This is a genomic window from Vibrio sp. ZOR0018 (assembly GCF_963865925.1).
Classification (GTDB): Bacteria; Pseudomonadota; Gammaproteobacteria; order Enterobacterales; family Vibrionaceae; genus Vibrio; species Vibrio anguillarum.
This window is the reverse complement of record NZ_CAWMCN010000140.1, coordinates 1-15841: the sequence shown is the minus strand read 5'-3', so window position 1 is coordinate 15841 and position 15841 is coordinate 1. Positions and strand designations below refer to the sequence as shown.

Below are 15841 nucleotides of genomic sequence, written 5' to 3'. Positions count from 1 at the left end.
TCATTGATAAATCTTTTTTGATTATCATCAACGAGTGCCCACACAGATTGATAGGTTTATATTGTTAAAGAGCGTTCTTCGCTGGCTTACCGAGGCTTCCTTTGAAGAGGCGGCCATTCTAGCGAGATAATGAAAAGTGTCAAACACTTTTTTACATTATTTCGTCTTACTGATTTGACCTACTGATTGGCTGGCTAATTGGGCTTGAACCCTTACTGGCCGTGCCGTGTCAGTGAGGTCGCATTATAGAGATCGCCGTCACGTTGGCAAGCGTTATTTTATAAAAATTGCAAAAATAGCGCTTAATCACCAAATTACTGCTCAAAGCCTTATTTATTCAATTTTACTAAGATCAAGTAAACATGTTATCCACAGAGTTATACACGTTAGCTGTAATTTTTATCTTTTCAAACGTAGAAAAAGCGCCTTCAGACGCTTTTTCCGTTTCACTCATTTCTTTTTTACACTATATAGAAGATTAAATACCTGCATCATCTCCTTAGTTATTCTCTTCATGAAGACCACACTCTCTTTTTAAGCCGAAGAAACGCGTTTCTTCTTCATTCATTCCCGGTTCCCATTTACGAGTGGTATGAGTGTCACCAACTGAAAGGTAACCTTGCTCCCACAATGGATGATACGGCAGGTGATTTTCTTGCAGATAATAATGTACATCTTTATTTGTCCAATCAATCACAGGTAGGAATTTAAACACACCATTTTGAATCGCTAAAATAGGTAATGTCGCCCGCGATTGTGATTGCTCTCGGCGTAGGCCAGAAAGCCAAGTACCAATATCTAGTTCATCTAACGCTCTTCGCATCGGTTCTACTTTATTAAGGTGATTGTATTGTTCAATGCCAGTAACGCCTTGTTCCCAAAGTTGACCGTAACGCGCCTCCTGCCATGATGGACTTATCGTAGCGCTGAAGATATGCAGATTGAGATTCAGGTGATCCGTGAGCTGGTCAATAAATTGATATGTTTCAGGAAATAAATAGCCCGTATCCGTCAATACCACTGGTATATCACTTTTTACGCTAGAAACCAGATGCAGCATCAATGCGGCTTGAATGCCAAAGCTAGAAGAAAGCGCATGGGTTCCTTCTAGATTCTCAATCGCCCACATCACTCGCTGCTGTGCTGTTAACGTTTCGAGATAAGCATTTAATGGGGCAAGGCGTAACGTTTGCTCTACTTTAGTTAGCGCCAATAACTCGGACAATTTAGGAACTACTGGTACTTCAAGCATAGAAATCTCTCTTAGATATGATCACCTCTTCGATAATTCCTGCGCGGATTGTGAAATCACCAAATCCTTCTCCTTCGAGACGCTCGCTAGCCCAGCGTCCTACCAACTCATCAATTTCTTGAAGAATTTGTACATCGGTAATGTTTTCTTTATACATTTTAGGCACACGTGTGCCCGCTCTATTGCCGCCAAGATGTAGGTTGTAGCGACCGGGAGCTTTACCAACTAAACCAATTTCAGCCAACATGGCTCGGCCACATCCGTTCGGACAACCTGTGACTCGTAAGATAATGTTTTCTTCTTTAGGTAACGCATGTTTTTGTAGGATCGTCTCTACATCCGTTACAAATTGAGGGAGGAAACGTTCCGCCTCAGCCATAGCTAATGGACATGTAGGGAAAGAGACACACGCCATCGAATTTTTACGTTGCTCACTCACATTGTCATTGATCAAACCATGCTGACGCGCAATCTGCTCAATCGTAGCTTTTTGTACAGCAGGTACTCCCGCTACGATGAGGTTTTGATTGGCCGTCATACGAAAATCACCTTGGTGGATTTTAGCAATTTCTGCCACACCACTCTTTAGCGGTTTATCAGGGAAATCGAGTAAACGACCATTTTCGATGAAAAGTGTTAAATGATGCTTACCATCGATGCCTTCAATCCACCCAATCCGATCACCACGTTCTGTGAGCTCGTAAGGGCGGCTGACCGCAAACTCAATACCAGCACGCTTTTCAACTTCGGCTTTGAACACATCGACGCCCACTCTATCGAGTGTGTATTTAGTTTTTGCATTTTTACGATTAGACCGGTTTCCCCAATCACGCTGAGTCGTAACCACAGCGGCGGCGACTTCTAAGGTTTTATCCAAAGGAATAAATCCGAAATCATCAGCACGACGCGGGTAAGTAGAAGTATCACCGTGCGTCATGGCTAGGCCGCCACCCACCAGCACATTAAAACCAACTAACCGACCTTGTTCGGCAATCGCAACAAAGTTTAAATCGTTGGCATGTACATCCACATCGTTTTGGGGCGGAATAACCACTGTCGTTTTGAACTTACGCGGTAAGTAGTTATTACCTAAAATCGGCTCTTCATCTGTAGTTTCTAGTTTTTCACCATCCAACCAAATTTCGGCATAAGCGCGCGTTTTAGGTAACAGATGTTCCGAAATCTTCTTCGCCCATTCGTAAGCTTCCTGATGCAGTTCAGACTCCACAGGATTGGACGTACACAGTACGTTACGGTTCACATCACCCGCTGTGGCAATCGAATCAATACCAATGCTGTTTAACGTTTGATGCATCAATTTAATGTTAGGCTTCAATACCCCATGAAACTGAAAGGTTTGGCGAGTGGTTAAACGAATGCTGCCATATAGGCTGTGCTCAGTTGCAAATTTATCTATCGCTAGCCATTGTTTCGGTGTGATGATCCCGCCAGGCATGCGCGCACGTAACATCACATTGTGCAGAGGTTCTAACTTTTGTTTTGCACGTTCGTTACGAATATCGCGATCGTCTTGTTGATACATGCCATGAAAGCGAATCAACTGAAAGTTGTCAGCACTAAAGCCACCTGTGATGTGATCTTGCAGATCTTGCTCGATCGTCCCACGTAAAAAGTGACTTTCACGTTTCAAGCGCTCGTTATCTGACAATGGGCCTAGCTCTTGTCCTAATACTTCTTGATGATTAGATTGTTGTTTGGTGCTCATTAGTACACATCCCTTTGATAACGTTTTGCTTTGCGCAGATCGTTGATATATGTCTCTGCCTGTTCACGTGATAACCCACCTTGCTGCTGTGCAATAACAATTAGCGCATCATGCACATCTTTCGCCATGTACGTTGCATCACCACAGACATAAAGATACGCACCGTTTTGAATCCATTGCCAGACCAGTTCGGATTGTTCAAGTAATCGATGCTGAACGTAGACTTTCTCATGTTGATCACGGCTAAACGCCACATCTAGACGACTCAGCACACCGGATTTCAGATATTTTTGCCACTCAACTTGATAGAGAAAATCTTGAGTAAATGTACGATCACCAAAAAACAGCCAGTTTTTTCCTTTTGCTTCACGGTTATCACGCTCTTGAATAAAGCTACGAAATGGCGCAATTCCGGTGCCAGGACCAATCATGATAATAGGCACGTTATCATCTTGCGGTAGTTTGAAATTATTATTGTGTTCAATGAAAACCTTTACCTTGTCGCCCTCTTCTAAGCGCTGGCCAAGATAACTGGACGCTCCCCCAAAACGGTGCTCATCTTGGTGTGTATACTGAACAATGCTGACGGTAAGATGCACTTCATCTTCAACTTCGCTTTGACTTGATGCGATAGAATAAAGACGCGGCGTTAAACGACGTAATAAAGAGAGTAGCGCTTGGGCCGTCAGTTTAGTTTGTTTCTCTCGCAGTACATCAATCACTTGATGATGGCTCGCGTACAATCTGAGCTTCTCTTTATCCTCCACCAGCTCAAGCAGTTTCGTACAACCAGATAACTCAGCAAACTTGGTCACCATCTGAGGATTTGCAGCCGTAATTTCATATTTATGCATTAAAGCACTATGGATGGATAAACTTTCGCCATCGACGTCAACACTTTCGACACCCGATAGCCCAGTCGCAGATAACACGGCATTGACTAACTCTGTATCGTTTTCATACCATACTCCAAGCGCATCCCCAGACTGATACGTTATACCTGACTCACCCAAGTCAATTTCAATGTGGCGCACCTCTTTTCCTGAATCTCGCCCAGTAATTTTTTGACTCGTCAGTAAAGTCGCACTGTAAGGATTTTGCTTACTGTATTGAGATAGATGACTCGTGGTTTGACTCACGGGTAATTGCACAACTTGCGCAGGCGTACTTGCAAAAGCTTTTTTTACCACTGCTAATGCTTTGGCTTTCCACTCGGCGGCTTGATGTTCGTAATCAACGTCGCAATCCACTCGCTCAATAAAACGTTTGGCACCAAGCTGCTCTAAAAATGCATCAAAATCTTTACCCGTTTGGCAGAAAAATTCATAACTGGAGTCACCTAAGCCAATCACACCATATTGCAAGTGAGGTAATTTCGGCGCTTTCTTGGATTGTAAAAATTCATGCAGCGCTAATGCATTGTCAGGGGCTTCGCCCTCGCCATTGGTCGATGCAACAAAAATAACATGCGTTTCTTTCGCAAGATCTTTGCCTTTGTAATCACTCGCATCGAATAATTGAACCGCGATACCGGCAGCCTGAGCTTCTCTTTCCAATCCTTCAGCAAGGCCTTTTGCATTGCCTGTTTGAGAAGCGAAAATAATGGTTAATTGAGTCGCAGGCTCCATTGATACTAAAGTGGCTGCTTGTGAGCTGGAAGTAGAAATACTTGATGCTTGAGACTGACTGAGGCCCCAAAAATATCCGCTAACCCAAGCAAGCTGCTGCGGGGAAAGTTCTGAAATAGTACGCTGCAATCCGTTCAGTTGCGCGTCATTGAGTGGGCTAGCTAAACTGGCTAGCTCTTGGGGTATGGTATTTCCTGAAGACATGGTCACGACTTCCCTATTCATTGCGTGACAATAGATTAACCACTCTCTTTAATAACAAGAAAGAATAGATAAGTATGTTTTATAACTTTTTGGAAGTAGGCATTACGCTTAATTCTCTCATTTAGACTCGACTCGAACTTGCTTAAAACCCACCTCCATAGCCGATTTAGAGGCAAGATCCAGATCGGTATACTGGCATTCGTCACCCTGAGAATCGGTTAATAGCACGAACCCACCACGGCAATGCCGAAACTCGACTATCCAATGCCCTTCTTGGAAAGAAGGTTCAATAATGGCTTCGATAAGCTTGTTCTCACGATACAAGTCCCTTAACTCGGTAATCGTCATCACCACACCATTTTCACATTATTCACTCGTGAATTAAGCATGGTACATTTTGCTTATTCTGCTAAGAAATTGCGCAATAATATAATTATCAGTTATAAAAAACGCCACCTTGCAGAGGTGGCGTTCTATGGAAAATGCATTTAGCGCGTAAGTATCGAATCGATACTTAAAATTGAAATTCAGCCCCTAAGAACCAACCATCAACAAAGACAAATGAGTTTTTCGTTTTTGGGTCAAGTTCGGTGAATTCAAGATCAATCACACGATAACCGCCACGCAATGCGACATTGCCAGCACGAATAGGTATGGAATACTGCAAACCCGCTAGTACATCTGCGCTTTTAATTCCGCCACTATCACCAAAATCAAACTGCCCAATCACATCAACTTGGGTATTGGGAATTTTAATTGTGGCATAGGCATACCAGTTAAAAGTCGTCTTATCAAAACTGTACTTCAAGCTATCTGGTGCTTGATACTGAGAACCACGATATTGAGTGAATGTAACACCCGCATCGAACGACATTAACTGCCGCTCTAACAGATTGTAATACAAGGTATAGTCGTACTTATCAAAGGATGCATAATCCGCCTCAAGCGTTGTATAACGAATACTCGCATTGGGCAAATAAGGTAGCTGATGCTCAAAAGCAACGTGGATTGAAGGTGTCTTCACATCATCACGACGAGTATTGTCGATTTTAGTGCTGCCCCACCACATGTCAGCACCAACTTCTCCACGATAAAATGATTCTGCTTGAACCGATGCGGTTGACATCATCATTGCCACACTGACCAACGCTAACCAAATTGGTTTATTCATCCCTATTGCTCCCTATTTATTCGCTACTAATGCATGTTCTTAATTGAACGCGATAGTAGCATATTCCTGAAGTGAGTTAACGTTTCGTTGACTGCCACATTAGCGAGGGGTGTACACCACATGACGGAAGAACCAGACCCCCAAAACAATCACAATGATCCAAGGTAGTAGCTTAAACATCACTCCAATCATGCCTAGTAATGCCAATACTATAAAGCCCATGATCGTCGCAATAAACACAGTCGCCAAAGTGATGCCTGTCGCCAATAAAGTTGCAATAAAAACCAATAAGAAAATAAGTTCAAACATGATGTTTTCCTCCGTTTCTCTTACCACTAGCAGATATCGAGCCAACTTGTCATTACCACCTCTGATTTCAAGTCAAGACTAAAAAAATCACAGTTTCTTGGCCAATCAAGCACTTGAAAAGCAATATTTATTTCAATAAAAAAAGCCAAATAACACCGAGTCATTTAGCCTTTCTATTATTGGTATATTGGTAAAAATCACCACTTAAGTTGGTAATTTTTACACATTCAACTCTTTCGGAATTTTTGCTAATGCCGCTTGCACGACTTCAATTCCCGCACCGGGCTTATGCGCATTCTCACTGATATAACGTCGCCATTGACGAGCACCTGGCATATTTTGGAACATACCTAACATATGGCGGGTAATATGGCCAAGGTAAGACCCCTGAGCTAATTGACGTTCAATATAAGGAAACATCTCTTCAATAATTTGAGAACGTTTTTTAATCGGCGTATCCATACCAAAAATGGCCTGATCCACTTCCGCCAATAAATAAGGGCTTTGATAAGCTTCCCGTCCAATCATTACGCCATCAAGATGCTGTAAATGCTCACTGACTTCAGCTAAGGTTTTGACACCGCCATTCACAGCAATGACTAAATGTGGGAAATCTTTTTTCAGCTGATATGCCCGTGAGTAATCTAACGGCGGTATTTCACGGTTCTCTTTTGGGCTCAAACCACTAAGCCACGCCTTACGCGCATGAATAGTAAACTGTTCACAGCCCCCCTTCTCTGATACCAATGAAATAAAATCAGTCAAAAATTCATAAGAATCCATATCATCAATACCAATACGCGTCTTTACGGTTACCGGAATATCAACTACTGATTTCATCGCTGCAACGCAATCCGCCACCAGTTGCGGCTCTGCCATTAAACAAGCACCAAAACGACCATTCTGGACGCGATCGGACGGGCAACCTACATTGAGGTTGATTTCATCGTACCCGTACTGCTGGGCAAGTTTGGCACAATGAGCAAGGTCTTGAGGATTCGAACCACCCAATTGTAACGCTACTGGGTGTTCCTCCTCGTTGTAAGCCAAGAAATCCCCTTTACCATGAATGATCGCGCCTGTCGTGACCATCTCGGTGTACAGTAACGTTTGCGAGGACAGCAAACGATGAAAGTATCGGCAGTGGCGATCTGTCCAATCAAGCATGGGTGCAACTGATAGCCTACAAGGGTGAGTCATGATTTAGATATCCCAATTCAGTCAGTTTCAATGGCTAAACTTACAGCCAAAAACAAAGTTTGGCATTGTAATCGCTTCGAGTTTATAGCGCCAACAGTTCTTCTTCTGTATCGTTTTGCATCGATATAAGGTAATTTAAGCACTATTTTCGTTGCAAACAACGATCACATCGCTAACTAACTCCAGAAAATGTTGTAGGCTACAAGGCTATTAATCTGGAAATAGTATATTATTATTAAAGTCCAATGGTTATGGTGATGAATTTGGACCACAAGCTAACGAAACAAATAGAAGAACTATGCGCAGCGAGAGGAGTACGACTAACTTCTCAACGAAAGAGAGTGTTTGAACTGATTTGTTCAAGCAAAAAAGCATCCAGTGCTTATGAATTGCTTGAAGATTTAAAGCAAAGCGAGCCCCAAGCGAAACCACCAACGGTGTATCGTGCTCTGGACTTTTTGTTAGAACAAGGCTTTATTCATAGAGTGGAGTCAACAAATAGCTTTATTTCATGTTGCTCTTGTAATGCTAATAAGCATTTCTCACACCTATTAATTTGTGACAAATGTGGCAATGTTATTGAACTTCAAGATGATAGTCTGATAGCCTTGCTAGCAAGCAACGCTGAGAAACACGGTTTTAACATCGTTAATCACGTTATTGAATCTCATGGTGTTTGCCAAACGTGTTCCTCAAGTCTGAAAGTATAAAAACAGTAGAAGAAGGTTATGCGCGCTGAATTTGTAAACCCGTTTTTAGCTTCTTTAATGAACGTGTTAAAAACGATGGCTTCATTAGAGTTGAAGCCACAGAAACCTCGTGTAAAGAAAGATGAGATTGCCCGTGGTGATGTCTCTGGCTTGATTGGTATGGTTGGTAGTCAAAGCCGTGGTTCCATGTCTATTACTTTTGATGAAAGTCTAGCATTGGAAATCATGCAAAATATGTTAGGTGAACGCCCCAACGGTCTCAATGAAGAAGTGACAGATATGGTCGGCGAAATCACCAACATGGTGACAGGCGGAGCTAAACGCATTCTTGCCGAGAGTGGTTTTGACTTTGATATGGCAACTCCGGTTGTTGTCTCAGGAAAAGGCCACACGATTCGTCATAAATGCGAAGGTGCAATTATTATCATGCCGTTTACCTCTCAGTGGGGTAACGCTTTTATCGAAATCTGTTTCGAGTAAGCTCTTTCATTAAAGAAAAAAAGGTTGATACCGTTAAGTATCAACCTTTTTTATTTGGATAAAACCTTACTCACATCCAAGTAAGGTTTTGACGCATTACGCTTTAAATGTCTTAAACGCGTTAATCAAACCGTTGGTTGAGCTGTCGTGTGAACTCACTTGAGCATCGTCGGCTAACTCAGGCAGAATTTGGTTTGCTAACTGCTTACCAAGCTCAACGCCCCATTGATCGAAACTGAAGATATTCCAAATAACACCCTGTACGAAAATTTTATGCTCGTACATCGCAATCAGGTTGCCCAAAGTGCGTGGCGTGATCTGCTTAACTAAGATTGAGTTGGTTGGGCGGTTTCCTTCAAACACTTTAAATGGTGCGATTGCCGCCATTTCTTGTGCTGATTTGCCCGCCGCTTTTAGCTCAGCTTCAACGGTTTGCTGCGTTTTTCCAAACGCTAACGCTTCTGTTTGAGCAAAAAAGTTCGACATCAATTTTTGGTGATGATCACCCGCTGGGTTATGGCTGAGCGCTGGCGCAATAAAATCACACGGGATCAATTTTGTTCCCTGGTGGATCAATTGATAAAAGGCGTGTTGACCATTAGTACCGGGCTCACCCCAAATGATTGGACCCGTTTGGTAAGTGACCGCTTGACCGTTACGATCTACGTATTTACCGTTTGATTCCATATTGCCCTGTTGGAAATAAGCGGCAAAGCGATGTAAGTATTGGTCATAAGGCAGAATCGCTTCTGATTCGGCGCCGTGGAAGTTGTTATACCAAATACCAATCAAGGCTAGGATCACAGGAATATTTTGCTCAAAAGGTGTCGCCACAAAATGTTGATCCATCTCATGCGCGCCGGACAGCAGTTCCACAAAATTGTCATAGCCTACAGCCAATACAATGGATAGACCAATCGCTGACCATAGTGAGTAGCGTCCACCGACCCAATCCCAAAATTCGAACATGTTGTCTGTATCAATACCAAACTCAGCGACTGATTTCGCATTAGTCGACAGCGCCGCAAAATGTTTTGCAACATGAGTTTCATCGCCTGCTTCCGCTAAGAACCAATCACGAGCCGTATGTGCATTGGTCATGGTTTCTTGGGTAGTAAACGTCTTTGAAGCCACTAAAAATAGCGTGGTTTCTGGATTGACTTTTTTCAACGTTTCAACGATGTGTGTTCCATCAACGTTAGAAACGAAATGAAGATTAAGATGATTCTTATACGGCGCAAGTGCTTCTGTGACCATGTATGGGCCAAGGTCTGAACCACCAATACCAATGTTGACAATATCGGTAATCGCTTTACCAGTGTAACCTTTCCATTCACCAGAAATCACTCGTTCAGAAAACGATTTCATCTTCTCAAGTACCGCATTCACGGCTGGCATCACATCTTCACCATCAACCATGACCGGTGTGTTACTGCGGTTGCGTAACGCAGTGTGCAGTACGGCACGGCCTTCAGTTTGGTTGATCGCGCAGCCTTGCAGCATAGCGTCGATGGCTGACTTTAGTTCAGTCTCATTCGCCAATGCTTGTAAATGTTGTAAGGTCTCTTCGTTGATCAAATTTTTTGAGTAATCAACAAGAATATCTGAACCAAAACGAGTCGAGAATTTATCGAAACGTTGTGCATCTTGTGCAAAAAGCGATTTAAGGTCCATATCTTGCGCTGATTCAAAATGCGCAGTCAGTGCTTTCCAAGCGTTGGTTTGCGTTGGATTGATATTTTTCAACATGGTATCTATCCCGATGTGACAGTAGGTTTTATTCCTATCATTCCTAAACTCTGTTTCAAAATGATGGAATCCCCGATTGAGCAAAAAAAGAAAATGGTATCGACTGCCTATATTTGGAAGGCAACACGTCGTTATTCGTTTTGTGAGCGCCATTATGACGCAGCTTACCCGCTCTCATATTGAGTTAGGTCAGGTAAACCTAATGGGTGCATACTCTGGCTTTATTGATACGACATCTCAACACGAGAAGTGAGTTTCGTCACTAACTCGTAAGCAATCGTGCCGATGTGAGAGGCCACTTCTTCGGCTGGTAGCTCTTTTCCCCATAAAATAACCTCATCGCCCACCTTATCGCAGGCTTGTGGACCGAGATCGACCGTAAGCATATCCATTGAAACTCGCCCTGCAATCGGCACTTTACGCCCATTGACAACAACCGGAGTTCCATTGGGTGCAGTGCGAGGATAACCATCGCCATAGCCAATTGCGATAACACCAACCTTAGTGTCACGTAAGCTTGTCCAAGTGGCACCGTAGCCGACACTCTCTCCCGCTTTAACATCACGCACTGCGATCAAGTGAGATTTTAATGTCATTACAGGTTGATAGCCCAGCGCTTGCGCCGAGTTATCATCAAAAGGAGAAACGCCATACATAATAATACCTGGGCGAACCCACTCTAACTGGCTGTGCTTCCAAGCTAATAAACCAGCGGAGGCAGCAAGTGATCTTTCACCCTCATGACCTTTTGTCATTGCTAAAAATAGCTCAATTTGCTCAGAAGTCGTTGATTTATCGAGTTCATCGGCACAACCAAAATGACTCATATAACGCAATGGCTTCACTACGTTTTTACACGCTTGCAAACGTTCTAAAAAATCGGGGTATTGTTCTGGGCGCACACCTAAACGATGCATTCCGCTATCGATTTTCAACCAAACATTGACTGGGACATCTAATTGAGCTTGCTCTAAGGCGACTAACTGCTCCTCACAGTGAACAACGGTTTGAATGTTATTGGTCACCAATACAGCAAGATCCATCGGGGAATAAAAACCTTCAAGCAACAAGATAGGTTTTACCACACCGCTCGCTCTCAGTTGCAGCGCTTCTTCAATGCGCGCCACGCCAAATGCATCCGCGCCCAGTGCATGTTTCGCAACATGCCGAAGCCCATGACCATAACCATTTGCTTTGACCACCGCCATAATTTTACTGTTTGGTGCCTGCTGTTTTACTCGCTGTAGGTTGTGCTTTAACGCATCGAGATCGATGCAGGCGGTTGCCGCTTTCATGTAGCTCATCAAATTACTCATCGTCAAATGCAGGGCCTGCATAGTTGTCAAAACGAGAATACTGCCCTTGGAAGGTCAACCGTACAGAACCAATCGGGCCGTTACGTTGCTTACCTATAATAATCTCTGCGATACCCTTTAACGAACTATCAGGGTGATACACCTCATCGCGATAAATGAACATGATCAAATCGGCATCTTGTTCTATCGAACCGGATTCACGCAAGTCGGAGTTGACTGGGCGTTTATCGGCGCGCTGCTCCAACGAACGGTTAAGCTGCGATAAAGCCACCACGGGCACATTCAATTCTTTAGCCAGTGCTTTTAACGAGCGAGAGATCTCCGCAATTTCTAAAGTACGGTTATCCGATTGCGAAGGAACTCGCATCAACTGCAAGTAGTCGACCATGATGAGCGACAAGCCGCCATGCTCGCGCGCAATACGACGAGCTCTAGAACGAACCTCGGTAGGCGTTAGGCCTGAGCTATCATCTATGTACATATTTTTCTTTTCCATGAGAATACCCATGGTAGATGAAATTCGAGCCCAATCCTCATCATCCAGCTGCCCAGTACGAATTTTGGTTTGATCAACGCGAGAAAGCGATGCCAACATACGCATCATGATTTGTTCAGCAGGCATCTCAAGAGAGAAGATAAGAACCGGTTTTTCTTGCTCCATGGCCGCGTTTTCACACAAGTTCATGGCAAACGTCGTTTTACCCATAGAAGGGCGAGCAGCTACAATGATCAAATCAGAACCTTGTAAACCAGCCGTTTTCTTATTGAGATCAGCAAACCCCGTATTCACGCCCGTGACGCCATCTTGTGGTGTTTTATACAGCAGTTCGATACGCTCTAAAGTTCTTTCTAAAATCGAATCAACATTCTGCGGGCCTTCATTTTCGCTGGTACGCTCCTCAGCAATGGCGAACACTTTACTTTCAGCCAGATCGAGCAAATCTTCCGAACTGCGCCCTTGCGGATCATAACCTGCATCCGCAATCTCATTGGCAACACCGATAAGGTTACGCACCAATGCACGTTCCGCTACGATTTCAGCATAAGCATTAATGTTAGCCGCACTGGGCGTATTTTTCGCCAAATCCGCTAAATAAGCAAAACCGCCGACATCTTCCAACTGTTCGCGACGCTCGAGATACTCAGATAATGTAATAAGATCGAGTGGCTTACTGGCTTCCAAAATCGATTTAGCTGCATCAAAAATTAGGCGGTGTGCACGGCTATAGAAGTCTTTGCTGACCACACGCTCTGCCACCGTATCCCAACGTTCGTTATCCAATAGCAAGCCCCCAATCACTGATTGCTCAGCTTCGATCGAATGTGGAGGAACTTTAATTGCGTCGACTTGTGCGTCAAACGGTTTACGATTTCGTTGATCTGTTCGTGGTGCAGCCATGACTTCGCTCAATACTATCTAATGACCGACCATTATAGCCAGAATAGATCATTTGTAATTATGTAAACGAAACTTTGTGTTTATCTCGTAGAGAATTAACCTCATGCTGACCAAACAGAACCGCCCTACACCTACTATTTCGCCCACTATTTTTATTCACTTTAGGGGTGCTTCGTGTCCAAAATTTGGTTTCTTAGTTTTAGCCTGTTCGCTATGAATGCAGCTTATGCTAATGAGGATCTTAAAAACGATACGGAAATCGAAGTTCCTTCTCCTTGGAATAGCCAAGTCGAATTGGGTTATCAAGCCCACTCAGGTAATACTGATTCAGAGTCATTGAATTCACGAGTCAAGACAGAATACATAACAGGTCGCCATCGAACCAATGGTGAGTGGAAATTGTATCGTCTTGATAAAAATGGAAAAGAGAATAAGCGGCAGGCAAACTATTCGCTGCAAAGTGACTATAAGTTAGCTTCAAAAGCCTATCTATACGCAAACTTTAACGGTGTTGATTCAAAATACAGCGCCTATTTCAAAGACTACACGCTATCTGGTGGAATGGGTTACCAATTGATGAATACCGACATATTGCTATTAGAGATTGAAATAGGGCCCGGTTTTCGTTACCAAAAACCCAACCTAGATGAGATATCAAGTACAGATATTGTATTTGCAAATACAGTCGAAGAAGTCATATTTCGTGGTAACTTAAAAGGTGTTTGGGCAACTTTCGATAATTTAACCATCTCCTCTGAACTGACTCTTGTCGCAGGAGAAAGTAACATCAGAACCGATAGTGAACTCATTTTAACCAACCACATTACTGATTCGATTGCGTTGAAAGTGAACTTGTCTCGCCAATACCACGATAAGGTTCCAGCAGGACTAAGTAAAGCCGATAGCGTCACTTCATTTAGTTTACAGTTTCGTTTCTAGGTAGTTTGAAGATAAAAAAACACCAGCCAAGGCTGGTGTTTTCAATTCATCCGAAGACTGAAATTATTCAGCAACGATTTGAATTTTCGCAGTTGCAAACACTTCTGAGTGAAGTTGGATGCTCACTTCGAAAGAACCTACGTTACGTAGAGCACCTTCAGGTAGACGAACTTCGCTCTTAGATACTGCAACACCTGCCGCTGTAATAGCGTCAGCGATATCACGAGTACCAATAGAACCAAATAGTTTACCTTCATCGCCTGCTTTAGAAGTAATAACAACAGCTTCAAGAGCGTTAACTTGTTCAGCACGAGCTTGAGATGCAACAAGTTGCTCAGCAACTTTAGCTTCAAGTTCAGCACGACGAGTTTCAAACATTTCAACGTTAGATTTAGTTGCCATTACAGCCTTACCTTGTGGGATAAGGAAGTTACGAGCATAACCAGATTTCACGCTTACAGTGTCGCCAAGGCTGCCTAGGTTACCGATTTTATCAAGTAGAATAACTTGCATTGATTAATCCTCTTTCTTAATAAACGGTGCCAATTACTGATGTTTATCAGTGTATGGCAATAGAGCTAGGTAGCGAGAACGCTTGATTGCACGAGCTAGCTGACGTTGGTATTTAGCGCTAGTACCAGTGATACGGCTAGGTACGATTTTACCAGCTTCAGTTATGTAGTTTTTAAGAGTTGCTACATCTTTGTAATCAATCTCTTGTACGCCTTCTGCAGTGAAACGGCAGAATTTACGACGACGGAAGAAACGAGCCATGGGCTATCTCCTGATCTTAAATTTGAGTAATGTGGTCGGCATGTAGCACCAATTTACCTACGCCATTATGGCTAGTTTGGTAAGCGACAAAGCCACTTACGGTTATGGTGCTGCCTTGTACTAAGTGTTGAGTGAGATTCGTTGACCTCTGCCCACTGACGACTACCGGCATACGACAATAGACTTGTCTCGGTAAATCAGCTTCTATCACTGTTGAGCGATGTTCAAGCCAGAAACGGCAATGTTCAATACCCGCAGGACTTTGGCTTCGAATGGGAGGTTTTGCGACAGTGCCACTCAACTCCATCCGATTGGTCATCAAATCAATTACTCAGCGTCTGCATCGAAACGAGTTTCATCACGCTTAGAACGCTCTTCTTTAGCTTTCAGCATGATTGATGGCTCGGTGATAGCAGCTTTAGTACGCATGATCATGTTACGTAGAACTGCATCGTTAAAACGGAAAGCAGTTTCTAGCTCATCAATCACAGCTTGGTCAGCTTCAACGTTCATAAGAACGTAGTGAGCTTTGTGAAGCTTGTTGATTGGGTAAGCCATTTGACGACGACCCCAATCTTCTAGACGGTGGATAGTACCGCCAGTTTCAGTGATAGAACCAGTGTAACGCTCGATCATGCCAGCAACTTGCTCGCTTTGATCTGGGTGCACCATGAATACGATTTCATAATGACGCATCGGTTGCTCCTTACGGATTATTCAGCTTCCAAGTTTGGCTCGGTCGTCCATAGGAAGCAAGGAACGAAAAAAAAGACCGAGAATTAAGGACGGCAAATAGTACAGAAACGAAGCAGGATTAGCAAGGGAAATGTACTAAGGGTCACATCAAACAAAAAGGGAAGCCTAAGCTTCCCTTTTTAATGCAGTGTGTGCATAAATTATCGAAAATTAAGCGATAACTTTAGCAACAACACCAGCACCTACTGTACGACCACCTTCACGGATCGCGAAACGTAGACCTTCATC

General features: G+C 43.4%; 17 protein-coding genes and 1 pseudogene. 3 read left to right on the top strand and 15 right to left on the bottom strand.

Going from position 1 to position 15841, the window contains the following annotated elements; genetic code table 11:
• Nucleotides 1-499: 499 nt before the first annotated feature.
• The 7 genes from AACR75_RS16650 to dusA all read right to left on the bottom strand — a co-directional run bounded on the left by AACR75_RS16650 (nucleotide 500) and on the right by dusA (nucleotide 7490).
• Complete coding sequence (locus tag AACR75_RS16650) at nucleotides 500-1252, bottom strand: phosphoadenylyl-sulfate reductase (RefSeq protein WP_047691133.1); 753 nt, start codon at nucleotides 1250-1252, stop codon at nucleotides 500-502.
• Nucleotides 1245-2978 (bottom strand): assimilatory sulfite reductase (NADPH) hemoprotein subunit, encoded by a 1734-nt coding sequence (gene cysI, locus AACR75_RS16645; RefSeq protein WP_013857905.1) that lies wholly within the window; start codon nucleotides 2976-2978, stop codon nucleotides 1245-1247. Before cysI ends, AACR75_RS16650 begins: the two co-directional genes overlap by 8 nt.
• Nucleotides 2978-4831 (bottom strand): assimilatory sulfite reductase (NADPH) flavoprotein subunit, encoded by a 1854-nt coding sequence (locus AACR75_RS16640; protein ID WP_047691131.1) that lies wholly within the window; start codon nucleotides 4829-4831, stop codon nucleotides 2978-2980. The genes cysI and AACR75_RS16640 overlap by 1 nt, the downstream gene beginning before the upstream one ends.
• A gap of 96 nt (nucleotides 4832-4927) precedes the next feature.
• A complete protein-coding gene (locus AACR75_RS16635; RefSeq protein WP_038149123.1) occupies nucleotides 4928-5158 on the bottom strand; it encodes a hypothetical protein in 231 nt (76 codons plus the stop codon).
• A 166-nt stretch (nucleotides 5159-5324) separates the two neighbouring features.
• Nucleotides 5325-5981 (bottom strand): TIGR04219 family outer membrane beta-barrel protein, encoded by a 657-nt coding sequence (locus AACR75_RS16630; protein ID WP_013857908.1) that lies wholly within the window; start codon nucleotides 5979-5981, stop codon nucleotides 5325-5327.
• A 99-nt stretch (nucleotides 5982-6080) separates the two neighbouring features.
• Nucleotides 6081-6290, bottom strand: coding sequence for an envelope stress response protein PspG (pspG, locus tag AACR75_RS16625; RefSeq protein ID WP_029190027.1), 210 nt, complete (start codon nucleotides 6288-6290; stop codon nucleotides 6081-6083).
• 219 nt (nucleotides 6291-6509) lie between these two features.
• Nucleotides 6510-7490 carry a tRNA dihydrouridine(20/20a) synthase DusA gene (gene dusA / locus AACR75_RS16620; protein ID WP_047691128.1) on the bottom strand — a complete coding sequence of 327 codons (981 nt, stop codon included), beginning with the start codon at nucleotides 7488-7490 and terminating at the stop codon, nucleotides 6510-6512.
• Between the two features lie 251 nt (nucleotides 7491-7741).
• On the opposite strand from dusA, the gene zur reads away from it, so the two are divergent.
• Together zur and AACR75_RS16610 are read left to right on the top strand one after the other, a co-directional pair.
• On the top strand, nucleotides 7742-8200 hold the full coding sequence (gene zur / locus AACR75_RS16615; protein WP_017043301.1) for a zinc uptake transcriptional repressor Zur: 459 nt from the start codon (nucleotides 7742-7744) through the stop codon (nucleotides 8198-8200).
• Nucleotides 8201-8218: 18 nt separating this feature from the next.
• Nucleotides 8219-8680 carry a chemotaxis protein CheX gene (locus AACR75_RS16610; protein ID WP_017043302.1) on the top strand — a complete coding sequence of 154 codons (462 nt, stop codon included), beginning with the start codon at nucleotides 8219-8221 and terminating at the stop codon, nucleotides 8678-8680.
• 96 nt (nucleotides 8681-8776) lie between these two features.
• Here AACR75_RS16610 and pgi read toward each other — a convergent pair whose 3' ends face one another.
• The 3 genes from pgi to AACR75_RS16595 all read right to left on the bottom strand — a co-directional run bounded on the left by pgi (nucleotide 8777) and on the right by AACR75_RS16595 (nucleotide 13144).
• Nucleotides 8777-10429, bottom strand: a complete 1653-nt coding sequence (gene pgi, locus AACR75_RS16605; protein WP_029388348.1) for a glucose-6-phosphate isomerase — start codon at nucleotides 10427-10429, stop codon at nucleotides 8777-8779.
• A gap of 221 nt (nucleotides 10430-10650) precedes the next feature.
• Nucleotides 10651-11724, bottom strand: coding sequence for an alanine racemase (gene alr / locus AACR75_RS16600; protein ID WP_197056815.1), 1074 nt, complete (start codon nucleotides 11722-11724; stop codon nucleotides 10651-10653).
• Nucleotides 11725-11737: 13 nt separating this feature from the next.
• Nucleotides 11738-13144, bottom strand: a complete 1407-nt coding sequence (locus tag AACR75_RS16595; RefSeq protein ID WP_013857915.1) for a replicative DNA helicase — start codon at nucleotides 13142-13144, stop codon at nucleotides 11738-11740.
• Between the two features lie 174 nt (nucleotides 13145-13318).
• Between AACR75_RS16595 and AACR75_RS16590 the strand changes: the two genes are divergently transcribed.
• Nucleotides 13319-14083 carry a DUF481 domain-containing protein gene (locus AACR75_RS16590; protein ID WP_047691125.1) on the top strand — a complete coding sequence of 255 codons (765 nt, stop codon included), beginning with the start codon at nucleotides 13319-13321 and terminating at the stop codon, nucleotides 14081-14083.
• 63 nt (nucleotides 14084-14146) lie between these two features.
• Here AACR75_RS16590 and rplI read toward each other — a convergent pair whose 3' ends face one another.
• The 5 genes and pseudogenes from rplI to AACR75_RS16565 form a co-directional block, all read right to left on the bottom strand.
• A complete protein-coding gene (gene rplI, locus AACR75_RS16585; RefSeq protein WP_013857917.1) occupies nucleotides 14147-14596 on the bottom strand; it encodes a 50S ribosomal protein L9 in 450 nt (149 codons plus the stop codon).
• 33 nt (nucleotides 14597-14629) lie between these two features.
• Nucleotides 14630-14857, bottom strand: coding sequence for a 30S ribosomal protein S18 (rpsR, locus tag AACR75_RS16580; RefSeq protein WP_000090472.1), 228 nt, complete (start codon nucleotides 14855-14857; stop codon nucleotides 14630-14632).
• Between the two features lie 16 nt (nucleotides 14858-14873).
• Nucleotides 14874-15176: a primosomal replication protein N gene (gene priB / locus AACR75_RS16575; protein WP_026027846.1), complete on the bottom strand. Its 303-nt coding sequence runs from the start codon at nucleotides 15174-15176 to the stop codon at nucleotides 14874-14876.
• Between the two features lie 8 nt (nucleotides 15177-15184).
• Nucleotides 15185-15553, bottom strand: a complete 369-nt coding sequence (gene rpsF / locus AACR75_RS16570) for a 30S ribosomal protein S6 (RefSeq protein ID WP_013857919.1) — start codon at nucleotides 15551-15553, stop codon at nucleotides 15185-15187.
• Nucleotides 15554-15763: 210 nt separating this feature from the next.
• Nucleotides 15764-15841: pseudogene (locus AACR75_RS16565) on the bottom strand (hypothetical protein); the annotation flags it as partial.

What these genes read in the sequence shown, in the direction of transcription:
- AACR75_RS16610 (WP_017043302.1), top strand. Translation starts at nt 8,219, where the DNA reads ATGCGCGCTGAATTTGTAAACCCGTTTTTAGCTTCTTTAATGAACGTG.
- dusA (WP_047691128.1), bottom strand. Translation starts at nt 7,490, where the DNA reads ATGACTCACCCTTGTAGGCTATCAGTTGCACCCATGCTTGATTGGACA.
- AACR75_RS16650 (WP_047691133.1), bottom strand. Translation starts at nt 1,252, where the DNA reads ATGCTTGAAGTACCAGTAGTTCCTAAATTGTCCGAGTTATTGGCGCTA.
- AACR75_RS16635 (WP_038149123.1), bottom strand. Translation starts at nt 5,158, where the DNA reads ATGACGATTACCGAGTTAAGGGACTTGTATCGTGAGAACAAGCTTATC.
- AACR75_RS16640 (WP_047691131.1), bottom strand. Translation starts at nt 4,831, where the DNA reads ATGAATAGGGAAGTCGTGACCATGTCTTCAGGAAATACCATACCCCAA.
- AACR75_RS16595 (WP_013857915.1), bottom strand. Translation starts at nt 13,144, where the DNA reads ATGGCTGCACCACGAACAGATCAACGAAATCGTAAACCGTTTGACGCA.
- cysI (WP_013857905.1), bottom strand. Translation starts at nt 2,978, where the DNA reads ATGAGCACCAAACAACAATCTAATCATCAAGAAGTATTAGGACAAGAG.
- priB (WP_026027846.1), bottom strand. Translation starts at nt 15,176, where the DNA reads ATGACCAATCGGATGGAGTTGAGTGGCACTGTCGCAAAACCTCCCATT.
- pspG (WP_029190027.1), bottom strand. Translation starts at nt 6,290, where the DNA reads ATGTTTGAACTTATTTTCTTATTGGTTTTTATTGCAACTTTATTGGCG.
- rplI (WP_013857917.1), bottom strand. Translation starts at nt 14,596, where the DNA reads ATGCAAGTTATTCTACTTGATAAAATCGGTAACCTAGGCAGCCTTGGC.
- rpsR (WP_000090472.1), bottom strand. Translation starts at nt 14,857, where the DNA reads ATGGCTCGTTTCTTCCGTCGTCGTAAATTCTGCCGTTTCACTGCAGAA.
- pgi (WP_029388348.1), bottom strand. Translation starts at nt 10,429, where the DNA reads ATGTTGAAAAATATCAATCCAACGCAAACCAACGCTTGGAAAGCACTG.
- rpsF (WP_013857919.1), bottom strand. Translation starts at nt 15,553, where the DNA reads ATGCGTCATTATGAAATCGTATTCATGGTGCACCCAGATCAAAGCGAG.
- AACR75_RS16630 (WP_013857908.1), bottom strand. Translation starts at nt 5,981, where the DNA reads ATGAATAAACCAATTTGGTTAGCGTTGGTCAGTGTGGCAATGATGATG.
- zur (WP_017043301.1), top strand. Translation starts at nt 7,742, where the DNA reads ATGGTGATGAATTTGGACCACAAGCTAACGAAACAAATAGAAGAACTA.
- alr (WP_197056815.1), bottom strand. Translation starts at nt 11,724, where the DNA reads ATGAAAGCGGCAACCGCCTGCATCGATCTCGATGCGTTAAAGCACAAC.